A 13,255-nucleotide genomic window follows, 5' to 3' on the forward strand; every position below is an offset into this window, starting at 1 on the left:
AATTCATTGTAATCTTTAAATTTGTAATTATAACGAAATTTTTAAGAATTAGATTAAAAGAAAGTGAGAAACTATGGCAAATTTGGGCTTGAAGGAGCGCTATGATTTCCAACAGTGGATTATCAAAGACTTAAAGGAAAAAAAATGGTTATAGCCAGCGGGATGCTGCTCAGTACAATCCTCGATTAGCCATGGATGAGGAACTCCTATGGGATTTTCTGATGGAGACTCAGGAAGAGACCATGGATTATCTCCTTAAAAAACTGAGCAAGGAGACGATTATCACTCTCATAAATAAGGAAATCGTCAAGGGTGGTTTTTTGTTCGCCTTAAAAGAGGGAGTCTTTATTGAAAACAAGCAACTGCGCCTCCTCTATCGTAAACCAGCTACTAGTTTTAATGAAAAAGCTGTTCAGCAATACCAAGCCAATCGTTTGTCTGTAATGGAGGAAGTGGTTTATGAAGAGGGCGGCCGCATTGACCTTGTTATCTTTATCAATGGATTAGCGCTATTTGCCATCGAGCTCAAGTTTAATCCTAGTGGTCAGTCAGTTCAGGATGCCATCAAACAACTCAAAGGTCGCAATTCTAATAATCGTCTCTTTCGTTTTGAGCAGGGAGTCTTGGCTTCCTTTGCTGTAGATACTATGGAAATCTACATGACAACCCAGTTAAAGGGTCAAGAAACCTACTTCCTTCCCTTTAATATGGGGAAAGGGGAAGGTATTGATATGGGGAGTGGCAATCCTCACAACCCTAATGGTGTAGATACAGAGTACTTGTGGCTTGATGTATTGACCAAGGATAGTATTCTTCAGCTGATTGAAAGTTTTATCTTCTTTGAGCTTGATAAGAATGATCATAAAAAGAGAACACTGATTTTTCCTAGGTACCATCAGCGAAGAGCTGTTAGCCGTCTCCTAGAAGACATGAAAGTCAACCATACTGACAGTAATTATCTTATTCAGCATTCGGCTGGTTCTGGTAAAACCAATACCATAGCATGGTTGGCTCATAGTCTGGTTTCACTTCATGATGACCAAAATAGAAATATCGTCGATACAGTTTTAATTGTCACAGACCGTATAGTAGTAGACCGTCAGTTACAAGATGCTGTTAGACAGATTAACCATAAGAACGGTGTTGTGAAGGTGATGGGTGATCGTGAGACATCTAGTGATTTAGCTGATGCCATTGCTGGGAACACAAAGATCATTGCAACGACTATCCATAAGTTTGCCCAGATCAACCAATCCAACTGGATGTCTGTAGGGAACACTGCGAAAAAGAAATTTGCCATCCTGATTGATGAAGCCCATAGTTCAACGACAGGCTCCTACATGAGTTCAGTTAGTCAGGTCTTGACTGAAACGGATACGGAGGATGGAACCATTGATGAGATTCAGGAAGTGACGGTTGCGGATGCCATTGAGCAGGAGATTGCGCGTACAGGAAAGCAAGACAATGTTTCAATCATTGCTTTTACAGCAACTCCTAAGGCAACTACCTTACAGTTGTTTGGTACAACACAGCCCAATGGCTCTAAAGCCCCTTTTGATGTCTACAGTATGAAGCAAGCTATAGAAGAAGGTTTTATCCTAGATGTCTTAGATAACTATACGACTTATAAAACCTACTACCAACTTAATAAAGTAGTAGAAGAGGATCCTGAACTAAAAACTACGCTTGCTAAGCGTAAGATTGCTAAATTCGTGGAATTATCTGATGAGAATATCAATCAAAAGGTTGAGATTATCATGGACCATTTTATCAGTCATGATATTATGGCAGAGTTGGGTGGTCAAGGAAAAGCCATGCTTGTGACCTCTGGTCGCGAAGTGGCGGTCAAGTATCAGTTAGCTTTTGAGAAATACTTTAGAGACCACAGTATCACCAGTATTGGTACCTTGATTGCTTTTTCTGGTAAGGTTGATTATCTAGGGAGAGAGTTCTCGGAATCTCAGATGAATCAGTTTAAGGAAGAGCAGTTAAAAGAACGTTTTGATACTGATGCTTATCAGGTGTTGATAGTTGCGAACAAGTATCAGACTGGTTTTGACCAACCTAAGTTGGTTGCCATGTATGTGGATAAAAAATTGCGTAGTGTGGCTGCGGTGCAGACGTTGTCACGCCTGAATCGGATCTTTAGAGGTTATAACAAGAAAACATTTATCCTTGATTTTAAAAATACCTACGACGATATTCGCTCAGCCTTTGCTCCCTACTATCGAGAGACGATTTTAGCTGATACCATTGCTCCTAGTGATGTCTTAAAGTTGGATCGTAAAATTGATGAATATGGTATTCTGGACAGCGAAGAGGTTCAAGAGTTTAATCAATTTTTATATCAAGAAAAACGTTCAAGTAGAGAAAAACAAAAGATGGTCGCTTTGTTGAATAAAGGTTATGATAGAGTGAAACGTTTTGATGAAAAAGAACAATTGTCTATTCGAAAGGTTATTCGCGGTTTTCTTCGGATGTATACTTTCTTGATTCAGGCAACGGCTTATCAAAATGAAGTTTTACACGAACGATATAACTATCTTCAAAGTCTTGTTAAGATGATTGATGTTCGTTTAGGAGGAAATGATTTTACAATTGCAGATAAGATTGTCGTTGATTATATGAAACATAAGCAAACAGGTTCTTTCAGGGCAGTTTCTGAATTAGAATATCAGCCTGAATTAACTCTTCCTAAACCAAGTTTGAGCGATGTTACTGGAGATCAAGAAAAACGTTTATCTGAAATCTTAGACGAAATGAACGAACAGCTAAATTTGAACATTGACCAGCAAGTTGGTTTAAGTGGAGCTGTTTCGATTCGTGAATTGATGAAAAAGAATCCAAGGCTTAAACAATCTGCGCGTGTTAATTCTAGGGAAGATTTCGTATTTACCTTTGAAGAAGAAATTGACAATGCCTTGATAGAAGGGTACTCTCAGAGTCAAGATTTATATGGTGCTCTATTAAATAATGATTCGTTCAAGAGGAGAGTAGCAAATATATTTTTTGATGATGTGTATAAAAGTTTGAGGGGATCCGAAGAATTGTAGTCCTAAAATTCACACAAAACTCTTCAATTTAGGTTTGTGAAAATCGGTTTTTTATGATAGAATATTAAAGAATGTATGTCATTCGATAAACAAATTTAATGAGGTAAAAACATGGAAATCATGACCATTGCGATTGTTGTTTTTGCCGTCATCATTGGTTTAGTCATTGGATATGTCAGCATCTCAGCTAAGATGAAATCATCTCAAGAAGCTGCAGAGTTGATGCTTCTAAATGCTGAACAAGAAGCAACTAATTTACGAGGACAAGCTGAGCGCGAAGCGGATTTATTGCTAAATGAAGCCAAGAGCGAAAGCAAGTCTCTTAAAAAAGAAGCACTATTGGAGGCCAAAGAGGAAGCCAGAAAATACCGTGAAGAAGTGGACGCTGAATTTAAGTCAGAACGTCAGGAGCTCAAGCAAATTGAAAGTCGTTTGACGGAGAGAGCTGCGAGCCTTGACCGTAAGGACGACAATTTGACGAACAAAGAAAAAACACTTGAACAAAAAGAACAAAGTATTTCTGATAGAGCAAAAAACCTTGATGCACGTGAAGAGCAATTAGAGGAAGTCGAAAGACAAAAAGAAGCTGAACTTGAACGTATCGGCTCCCTTTCCCAAACTGAGGCTCGAGATATTATCTTGGCTCAGACAGAGGAAAACTTGACCAAGGAAATTGCTAGCCGCATTCGTGAGGCTGAGCAAGAAGTGAAGGAACGTTCAGACAAGATTGCGAAAGATATCTTGGTTCAGGCTATGCAGCGTATCGCTGGTGACTATGTAGCAGAGTCAACAAACTCGACAGTTCACCTACCAGATGATACCATGAAGGGACGCATTATCGGTCGCGAGGGGCGTAATATTCGTACCTTTGAAAGTTTGACAGGGGTTGATGTCATCATCGACGATACACCGGAAGTGGTAACCTTGTCAGGATTTGATCCGATTCGTCGTGAAATTGCTCGTATGACCATGGAAATGTTGCTCAAGGATGGCCGTATTCACCCAGCTCGTATCGAGGAGTTGGTGGAGAAAAACCGTCAAGAGATTGACAATAAGATCCGCGAATACGGTGAGGCTGCTGCCTATGAGATTGGTGCGCCAAACCTTCATCCAGACTTGATGAAGATCATGGGACGTTTGCAGTTCCGTACTTCATATGGACAAAATGTCTTGCGTCATTCGATTGAAGTTGCTAAGTTGTCTGGTATCATCGCGAGTGAACTTGGTGAAAATGCAGCTCTTGCCCGTCGTGCTGGATTCCTTCATGACATCGGGAAAGCTATTGACCGCGAGGTTGAAGGTAGCCACGTTGAGATTGGTACGGAGTTGGCTCGTAAGTACAAGGAGCATCCAGTTGTGGTGAATACCATTGCTAGCCACCACGGCGATGTCGAAGCCGAAAGCGTCATTGCAGTGATTGTTGCTGCAGCAGATGCCTTGAGTGCAGCGCGTCCAGGTGCTCGTAGTGAATCTCTTGAAAGTTATATCAAACGTCTCCATGATTTGGAAGAAATCGCCAATGGCTTTGAAGGAGTGCAAAATAGCTTTGCCCTTCAAGCAGGACGTGAAATCCGTATCATGGTTAATCCAGGACAAATCAAGGACGACAAAGTCACAATCTTGGCTCACAAAGTTCGTGAGAAAATTGAAAATAATCTCGATTACCCAGGAAATATCAAGGTAACCGTGATTCGCGAACTTCGTGCAGTAGATTATGCTAAATAAATAAGAAAGAGCAGTTGAAAAATTACTGCTTTTTTGTTACACTAGATAGAAAGACTGTAGAAGGATAACTGACGCTATCATCAGTATCCGAGAGAAATTTTACTTTATTTCACAGACTAACTAAAGGAGACATAATGGCAGACCGAGGCTTGCTAATCGTTTTTTCTGGTCCTTCAGGAGTTGGGAAAGGGACGGTTAGAAGAGAGATTTTTGAGAGTTCTGAGAATCAATTTCAATACTCTGTATCGATGACGACACGCGCGCAACGTCCTGGTGAAGTGAACGGAGTGGACTATTTCTTCCGTACTCGTGAAGAGTTTGAAGAACTGATCCGTCAAGGTCAGATGTTGGAATATGCAGAATATGTCGGTAACTACTATGGAACTCCTCTGACCTATGTCAATGAAACTCTGGACAAGGGAATCGATGTCTTTCTTGAGATTGAAGTGCAAGGAGCTCTTCAGGTTAAGAAAAAGGTTCCAGACGCTGTCTTTATCTTCTTAACACCACCAGATTTGGATGAATTGCAAGATCGTTTGGTAGGTCGTGGAACAGATAGCGCTGAAGTGATTGCCCAACGAATCGAAAAAGCCAAGGAAGAAATTGCCCTCATGCGTGAGTATGATTATGCCATTGTCAACGATCAGGTGCCCCTCGCTGCTGAACGTGTCAAGCGTGTGATCGAAGCAGAACACTTCCGTGTGGACCGTGTCATTGGTCACTACCAGGAGATGTTGCCAAAATCTCCAACTACTCGATAAACTATAGGAAATAGGTACAAGCAAATGATGTTAAAACCCTCTATTGATACCTTGCTAGACAAGGTACCATCAAAATATTCACTCGTAATCTTGGAAGCAAAACGCGCCCACGAACTAGAAGCCGGTGCGCCAGCAACTCAAGAGTTTAAGTCTGAAAAATCAACTCTTCGCGCTTTGGAAGAAATCGAGTCAGGAAATGTAACCATTCACCCAGATCCAGAAGGAAAACGTGAAGCGGTTCGTCTCCGTATCGAAGAAGAAAAACGCCGCAAAGAAGAAGAAGAAAAGAAAATCAAAGAGCAAATCGCTAAAGAAAAAGAAGATGGTGAAAAAATTTAAGGTTGGGGGGACTCAATCTTATTTTTTCTATTGCAAGAATTTGCTGACAAGAAGGAGGTGAGAAGATGGCTATTGCAAAGATTATCGTGGATGTTCCCCTGATGCAGACGGACCAGCCATACAGCTACAAGGTCCCTGAGGAATTTGTAGAGATGCTGGAAGCCGGTATGCGGGTTCATGTCCCCTTTGGTAAAGGCAATCGTTTGATCCAAGGAATTGTGCTAGGTATGGAGTCCCAGTCGGATGAAGAGGTGGCTGATCAGAACTTGAAGGAGATTGCGGAGGTGCTGGACTTTTCCCCTGTTCTCACTCAAGAGCAACTCTGGCTGGCTGAGGAGTTACGCAAGTCCGTCTTTTCTTATAAAATCTCCATTCTAAAAGCCATGTTGCCTGGATTTTTAAACTCCAGTTATGATAAGATTCTCTATCCTTTGGAAGGTCTGAGTCAGGCAGACCGAGAGCGTCTGTTTGGTTCAGAAGATTCGCTAGCCTTTTCTTCTCTAGACCTTGCCAAACAGGCAGAAATGATGCGTTTGACTAGGAAAGGGCTACTCCGTCTAGAATACCAAGCAGTCGATCAAAAGAAGGTCAAGACCCAGTCTTGGTATAAGGTTGATGCTACTCGACTAAAGCAGATTGAGATTTCTGCGCGTGCTAAGAAAAAAGCAGAGCTGAGAGACTATTTGCTGTCTCATCCCGAAAGTGCTCCTCTGGCTAGCTTGTTAGAGTCTTATTCGCGGGAGCAAGTCAACTTTTTTGTGGATCAAGGGGCTCTAACCCTAGTCCAAAAGGAAGTGCAACGTTCAGCTGCTTATTTTGAAGGCATTGAAGCAAGTACACCTTTGGAATTGAATCCAGAACAAAGACAGGCGCGTGATGCCGTTGTCAGTGCTATTGGCAGTCAACAGCATCCATTCCTCCTTCAAGGAATTACTGGAAGTGGGAAGACAGAGGTTTACTTGCAAATTATCCAAGGAGCCTTGGACAAGGGCAAGACGGCCATTTTGCTGGTACCTGAAATTTCTCTGACGCCGCAGATGACAGAGCGTTTCATTGCTCGTTTCGGCGAGAAAGTAGCTATTCTCCACTCAGGCCTGTCTAATGGTGAAAAGTACGACGAATGGCGCAAGGTTGAGCGTGGCGATGCCCAAGTTGTCGTTGGCGCTCGATCAGCTATCTTTGCTCCTTTGAAAAATCTAGGTGTCATGATTATCGATGAAGAGCATGAAGCTAGCTACAAACAAGACAGCAATCCCCGTTATCATGCTAGAGAGGTCGCCATTCTACGGGCCCAGTACAATCAAGCAGCCCTAGTTCTTGGTTCAGCGACACCAAGTCTGGAAAGCCGTGCGCGGGCTGGAAAAGGTGTCTATCAACACTTGCGGCTAACCCAACGGGCCAATCCTTTAGCCACGATTCCTGAGGTTCAAGTAATTGACTTTCGGGACTATATTGGGCAGAATGAGACATCAAACTTTACGCCTCCTTTGCTAGAGGCCATCCAAGACCGTCTGGATAAAAAAGAGCAGGTAGTCCTCATGCTCAACCGTCGGGGTTATTCTAGCTTTGTTATGTGTCGGGAGTGTGGAACGGTAGATAGCTGTCCCAACTGTGACATTTCTCTGACTCTCCACATGGATACCAAGACCATGAACTGCCATTACTGTGGCTTTTCGAAGGGGATTCCTCAGGTCTGTCCCAACTGTCAGAGTCGCAGTATTCGTTACTACGGGACGGGGACTCAGAAAGCCTACGATGAGCTAGCAGAGCTCTTTCCTCAGGCTCGCATTCTGCGGATGGATGTGGATACGACCCGCAGGAAGGGCAGTCACCAAGCTCTTCTGGACCAGTTTGGCCGAGGGGAAGCAGACATCTTGTTGGGAACTCAGATGATTGCTAAGGGTTTGGATTTTCCAAATGTGACCCTAGTCGGAGTGCTCAATGCGGATACGGCTCTAAACTTGCCTGATTTCCGTTCTTCTGAGAGAACCTTCCAACTCTTAACCCAGGTGGCAGGCCGTGCAGGTCGTGCAGAAAAGGCTGGGCAGGTCTTGATCCAGTCTTACAATCCTGAGCATTATGCCATTCGTTTTGCCAAAGATCAGGACTATGAAGGCTTTTACACTTATGAAATGAGTATCAGGCGCCAACTCGGCTATCCGCCTTATTATTTTACGATTGGGATTACCCTCTCTCACAAGAAAGAAGAAGAGGTTGTCAAACGAGCCTATGAAGTTATGGGAATTTTGCGCTCAGGTTTATCGGAAACTAGTAAAATCCTTGGACCAACGCCAAAACCCATCGCCCGCACCCACAACCTTTATCATTACCAGATTTTGATTAAATACCGTTTAGAAGATGAGCTAGGACCAACTCTCAATCGAGTTTTGGCCCTTACTCAAGAACGGGAAAATAGCGAGCTTCGTCTCAGCATTGACCATGAGCCGCAGCAATTTTTATAAGAAGGAGAAGAAATGACAAAACTAATCTTTATGGGGACACCTGAATTTTCAGCGACTGTCTTAAAAGGACTTTTGACAGATGGCCGTTACGAGATTCTAGCTGTTGTGACCCAGCCAGACCGCGCTGTCGGCCGTAAAAAAGTCATCCAAGAAACCCCAGTCAAGCAGGCTGCCAAAGAAGCAGGTCTTCCTATCTACCAACCTGAAAAATTATCTGGTAGCCCAGAGCTGGAAGCTATTATGAAGCTAGGGGCAGATGGAATTATCACTGCTGCTTTTGGGCAGTTTCTCCCAAGTAAACTCCTTGATAGCATGGATTTTGCGGTCAACGTTCACGCTTCTCTTCTTCCCAAACACCGTGGTGGCGCGCCTATTCATTATGCCTTGATTCAAGGGGATGAGGAAGCTGGTGTGACCATTATGGAAATGGTTAAGGAAATGGATGCAGGAGATATGATTTCTCGTCGTAGCATTCCTATCACAGATGAGGACAATGTCGGCACCTTATTTGAGAAATTAGCCATTGTTGGTCGTGACTTGCTTTTGGACACCCTTCCTGGCTATATTGCTGGAGAGATCAAACCTGTGCCTCAGGACCCAAGCCAAGTCACTTTCTCGCCAAATATCAAACCAGAGGAAGAAAAATTGGACTGGACTAAAACCAATCGTCAACTCTTCAACCAAATCCGAGGGATGAACCCATGGCCTGTTGCCCACACTTTTCTCAAGGGAGACCGCTTTAAGATCTATGAAGCCCTACCTGTAGAAGGTCAGGGAGCTCCAGGCGAGATCCTCTCAATTGGCAAGAAGGAATTGATCGTCGCAACGGCAGAAGGGGCTCTGTCTCTCAAGCAAGTGCAGCCAGCTGGGAAGCCTAAGATGGACATTGCTTCCTTCCTCAATGGAGTGGGACGGACATTGACTGTAGGAGAACGATTTGGTGACTAAAGTAGAAACGGCTAGAAGTCTAGCCCTAGCAGTACTAGAGGATGTTTTGGTTAACCAAGCATACTCAAATATTGCTTTAAACAAACACCTCAAGGGGAGTCAACTCTCGGTAGCAGATAAGGGCTTGGTGACAGAGATTGTCTACGGAACGGTAGCCCGAAAACTGACTCTAGAATGGTACCTGTCCCACTTTATCGAAGACCGGGATAAGCTAGATAACTGGCTCTATATCCTGCTCCTTCTGAGCGCCTACCAACTTCGGTATCTGGATAAGGTTCCTAATCACGCTGTAGTCAATGAAGCTGTGGAAATAGCCAAAGTCCGTAAAAAAGGCAGTGAAAAATTGGTCAACGCCGTCCTTCGTCGTATTTTGCGAGAAGGCTGGCCAGATATTGCCAGCATCAAACGAAAAAACAAGCGTGATTCCATTGCCTATTCTCTCCCAGTTTGGCTAGTATCTAAGCTCAAGGAAGAATACGGTGAAGAGCGAGCACAAGCCATCTTTAAAAGTCTCTTGGTGCGCAACAAGGCCAGTATCCGAGTGACCGACTTGAGCCGAAAAGAGGAAATCAAAGCTGTGTTAGAGGCGACCGATTCCCCTTTGGCGGCCACTGGTCTGGTCAAGGAGCAAGGCCACTTTGCAGGCTATGATTTGTTCGCAGAAGGGGCCATTACCATCCAAGACGAGTCCAGTCAACTGGTTGCTCCGACTCTTGATCTACAAGGTGATGAACAGGTCCTGGATGCCTGTGCCGCTCCGGGTGGGAAAACAGCCCATATGGCTTCTTACCTCACATCCGGTAAGGTGACAGCTTTGGACCTTTATGATCACAAGTTGGACTTGATCCAAGAAAACGCCCAGCGTCTGGGTGTGGCAGATCGGGTTCCAACGCAAAAATTGGATGCCAGAAAAGTACATGAGTTTTTTGGGAAGGGTTCGTTTGATAAGATTTTAGTAGATGCTCCTTGTTCTGGGATTGGACTCTTGCGCCGAAAACCGGATATCAAATACAATAAAGAAACGGCGGATTTCGCATCATTGCAGCAAATTCAGCTGGAAATACTAGGTAGTGTTTGTCAAACCTTACGAAAAGGTGGTATAATAACGTATAGTACCTGCACTATCGTCTCAGAGGAAAACTTTCACGTCGTTGAGGCATTTTTAGAAAGCCACCCCGAGTTTGAGCAGGTTAAACTAGAACATGAATGCAAGGATATTTTGAAGGACGGCTGTATCTTGATCACTCCTGAATTGTACGGAAGTGATGGATTCTTTATCAGCCAATTCCGCAAGATATCTGATTAGGAAGGAACTGACACAATGGAAATAGCATTATTAACAGATGTTGGTCAGAAACGAACAAATAACCAAGACTATGTCAATCACTTTGTCAACCGAGCAGGACGCACCATGATCCTCTTGGCTGATGGGATGGGAGGACACCGTGCAGGCAATATCGCTAGTGAGATGGCGGTAACAGACCTGGGCGTGGCTTGGGTTGATACCCAAATCGACACCGTCAATGAGGTCCGTGAATGGTTTGCCCACTATCTGGAACTTGAAAATCAAAAAATTCATCAGATGGGGAAAGACGAAGCCTATAAGGGGATGGGAACAACGCTTGAAGCAGTAGCCATTATTGGAAATCAAGCTATTTATGCCCATATCGGTGATTCTCGTATCGGTTTGATCCGTGGTGAAAATTATCGCCAGCTCACAAGTGATCATTCTTTGGTTAATGCTCTGCTAAAGGCTGGTCAGCTAACTCCAGAGGAGGCAGAAATTCATCCGCAGAAAAATATTATTACCCAATCCATTGGGCAAAAAGATGAAATTCAACCAGATTTTGGCATGGTTAGCCTAGAGCCAGGAGACTACCTCTTGCTCAACAGTGACGGCTTGACCAATATGATCTCAGGAAGCGATATCTACGATATTGTAACGAGTGATATTTCCTTGGCAGACAAGGCGGCAACTTTGATTCGTTTTGCAAACAATGCAGGTGGTTTAGACAATATCACGGTTGCCCTTGTTCACATGAATGAGGAGGAAGTAGAATGATCCAGATCGGCAAGATTTTTGCCGGACGATATCGGATTATCAAACAGATTGGTCGAGGAGGCATGGCGGATGTTTACTTGGCCAAGGATTTGATCCTAGACGGGGAAGAAGTGGCGGTTAAGGTCCTGAGGACTAACTATCAGACAGATCCGATTGCTGTGGCACGTTTTCAACGTGAAGCGAGAGCAATGGCGGATCTGGATCATCCCCATATCGTTCGAATAACAGATATCGGTGAGGAAGACGGTCAGCAGTATCTAGCTATGGAGTATGTGGCAGGGCTTGACCTCAAACGTTATATCAAAGAACACTCCCCTCTCTCAAATGAAGAAGCCGTCCGTATTATGGGACAAATTCTCTTGGCGATGCGTCTGGCGCATACGAGAGGAATTATCCACCGAGATTTGAAACCTCAAAATATCCTCTTGACACCAGATGGAACTGCCAAAGTTACAGACTTTGGGATTGCCGTGGCTTTTGCAGAGACCAGTCTGACACAGACCAACTCCATGCTCGGTTCAGTCCACTATCTCTCACCTGAGCAGGCCCGTGGTTCCAAGGCGACTGTGCAGAGTGACATCTATGCTATGGGGATTATTTTCTATGAAATGTTGACTGGACATATCCCTTATGATGGGGATAGTGCGGTGACTATTGCCCTCCAGCATTTCCAAAAACCACTCCCATCTGTTATTGCTGAGAATCCAGCAGTACCACAAGCTTTGGAAAATGTCGTTATCAAGGCAACGGCCAAGAAATTGACAGATCGCTATCAGTCTGTATCAGAAATGTATGTGGACTTGTCGAGTTGTTTGTCTCACAATCGTAGGAGAGAACCAAAGCTAGTCTTTGATGAGGCAAGCAAGGTTGATACCAAGACCTTGCCTAAAGTTCCACAAAGCACTCTAACCTCTATTCCGAAGGCTAAGCCACAATTAGAGCGACCTCAATCAAAACAGCAGACTCAGCAGGTGGTAGATGAAGCACCAGTACCAAAACCAGCGAAAAAACGGAAGTTTAAAGCTCGCTATATGATTTTACTGGCCAGTGCCTTGCTAGTTGCAGCCTCTTTGATTTGGATCTTCTCCCGAACTCCAGCGACTATTGCTATTCCAGATGTATCGGGACAGACAGTTGCTGAAGCTAAAGAAACACTGAAGAAAGCTAATTTTGAGGTAGGTGAAGAAAAGTCAGAGGCCAGCGATACAGTAGCAGAAGGTCGCGTCATTCGAACAGATCCAGAAGCTAGAAGCGGTCGAAAAGAAGGAAGCAAAGTAAATCTGATTGTTTCCTCAGGTAAGCAATCCTTCCAACTAAGTAACTATGTAGGACGTAAGTCCTCGGATGTTGTCGCAGAACTCAAAGAGAAAAAGGTTCCAGAAAATCTTATCAAGATCGAGGAAGAGGAATCTAGCGAAAGCGATCCAGGAACAGTCATTAGGCAAACCCCAGCTGCAGGAAGTACTTACGATCTCACGAAAGCCAGCACGATTACCTTAACAGTTGCTAAGAAGGTGACCAGCGTTTCGATGCCAAGTTACATTGGTTCAAGTCTCGAATTTACTAAGAACAATTTGACTCAGATTGTTGGTGTAAAAGAGGCCAATATCGAAGTTGTGGAAGTATCAACTGCTCCTGAAGGAACTGCTGCAGGAACAGTTGTTAGTCAGGACCCTAAACCTGGAGAAAAGGTAGATCTCAATAAAACACGTGTTAAGATTTCTATTTATAAACCAAAACTGCTTCCTTCTTCATCAAGTTCGTCTCAACACGGAAATCCAGGAACAGACACGACGCCTTCACAGAGTAACAATCAAGGTAGCAACCCTACAACGGATTCTTCAGATGGCAATAGAACGTCAAGCAATGAACGAAATTAACCCAATCTTTGTCATGATTTCATGA

8 protein-coding genes and 1 pseudogene are annotated in these 13,255 nt (G+C 43.8%); all 9 read left to right on the plus strand.

Features of this window, described 5'->3' with window-relative positions; all coding sequences use genetic code 11:
• Positions 1 to 73: 73 nt before the first annotated feature.
• The 9 genes and pseudogenes from K1I53_RS03985 to pknB all read left to right on the plus strand — a co-directional run bounded on the left by K1I53_RS03985 (position 74) and on the right by pknB (position 13,230).
• Positions 74 to 3,053: pseudogene (locus tag K1I53_RS03985) on the plus strand (type I restriction endonuclease subunit R).
• Between the two features lie 111 nt (positions 3,054 to 3,164).
• On the plus strand, positions 3,165 to 4,778 hold the full coding sequence (locus tag K1I53_RS03990; protein WP_125394747.1) for a ribonuclease Y: 1,614 nt from the start codon (positions 3,165 to 3,167) through the stop codon (positions 4,776 to 4,778).
• Between the two features lie 134 nt (positions 4,779 to 4,912).
• Positions 4,913 to 5,539 carry a guanylate kinase gene (gmk, locus tag K1I53_RS03995; RefSeq protein WP_223328483.1) on the plus strand — a complete coding sequence of 209 codons (627 nt, stop codon included), beginning with the start codon at positions 4,913 to 4,915 and terminating at the stop codon, positions 5,537 to 5,539.
• Between the two features lie 24 nt (positions 5,540 to 5,563).
• Positions 5,564 to 5,878, plus strand: a complete 315-nt coding sequence (gene rpoZ / locus K1I53_RS04000; RefSeq protein WP_002874282.1) for a DNA-directed RNA polymerase subunit omega — start codon at positions 5,564 to 5,566, stop codon at positions 5,876 to 5,878.
• 65 nt (positions 5,879 to 5,943) lie between these two features.
• On the plus strand, positions 5,944 to 8,340 hold the full coding sequence (locus K1I53_RS04005) for a primosomal protein N' (protein ID WP_223328484.1): 2,397 nt from the start codon (positions 5,944 to 5,946) through the stop codon (positions 8,338 to 8,340).
• 12 nt (positions 8,341 to 8,352) lie between these two features.
• Positions 8,353 to 9,288: a methionyl-tRNA formyltransferase gene (gene fmt, locus K1I53_RS04010; RefSeq protein WP_223328485.1), complete on the plus strand. Its 936-nt coding sequence runs from the start codon at positions 8,353 to 8,355 to the stop codon at positions 9,286 to 9,288.
• Complete coding sequence (gene rsmB / locus K1I53_RS04015) at positions 9,281 to 10,594, plus strand: 16S rRNA (cytosine(967)-C(5))-methyltransferase RsmB (protein WP_223328486.1); 1,314 nt, start codon at positions 9,281 to 9,283, stop codon at positions 10,592 to 10,594. Before fmt ends, rsmB begins: the two co-directional genes overlap by 8 nt.
• Before the next feature lie 15 nt (positions 10,595 to 10,609).
• On the plus strand, positions 10,610 to 11,350 hold the full coding sequence (locus K1I53_RS04020; protein ID WP_038804821.1) for a Stp1/IreP family PP2C-type Ser/Thr phosphatase: 741 nt from the start codon (positions 10,610 to 10,612) through the stop codon (positions 11,348 to 11,350).
• A complete protein-coding gene (gene pknB / locus K1I53_RS04025) occupies positions 11,347 to 13,230 on the plus strand; it encodes a Stk1 family PASTA domain-containing Ser/Thr kinase (protein ID WP_223328487.1) in 1,884 nt (627 codons plus the stop codon). Before K1I53_RS04020 ends, pknB begins: the two co-directional genes overlap by 4 nt.
• The last annotated feature ends 25 nt before the right edge of the window (positions 13,231 to 13,255 follow it).

The sequence above is a fragment of the Streptococcus oralis genome (assembly GCF_019929365.1).
GTDB lineage: Bacteria > Bacillota > Bacilli > Lactobacillales > Streptococcaceae > Streptococcus > Streptococcus oralis_BT.

Excerpts from the sequence above, each read along its gene's own strand:
- K1I53_RS03990 (WP_125394747.1), top strand. The coding sequence starts at position 3,165 with ATGGAAATCATGACCATTGCGATTGTTGTTTTTGCCGTCATCATTGGT.
- gmk (WP_223328483.1), top strand. The coding sequence starts at position 4,913 with ATGGCAGACCGAGGCTTGCTAATCGTTTTTTCTGGTCCTTCAGGAGTT.
- rpoZ (WP_002874282.1), top strand. The coding sequence starts at position 5,564 with ATGATGTTAAAACCCTCTATTGATACCTTGCTAGACAAGGTACCATCA.
- K1I53_RS04005 (WP_223328484.1), top strand. The coding sequence starts at position 5,944 with ATGGCTATTGCAAAGATTATCGTGGATGTTCCCCTGATGCAGACGGAC.
- fmt (WP_223328485.1), top strand. The coding sequence starts at position 8,353 with ATGACAAAACTAATCTTTATGGGGACACCTGAATTTTCAGCGACTGTC.
- K1I53_RS04020 (WP_038804821.1), top strand. The coding sequence starts at position 10,610 with ATGGAAATAGCATTATTAACAGATGTTGGTCAGAAACGAACAAATAAC.
- pknB (WP_223328487.1), top strand. The coding sequence starts at position 11,347 with ATGATCCAGATCGGCAAGATTTTTGCCGGACGATATCGGATTATCAAA.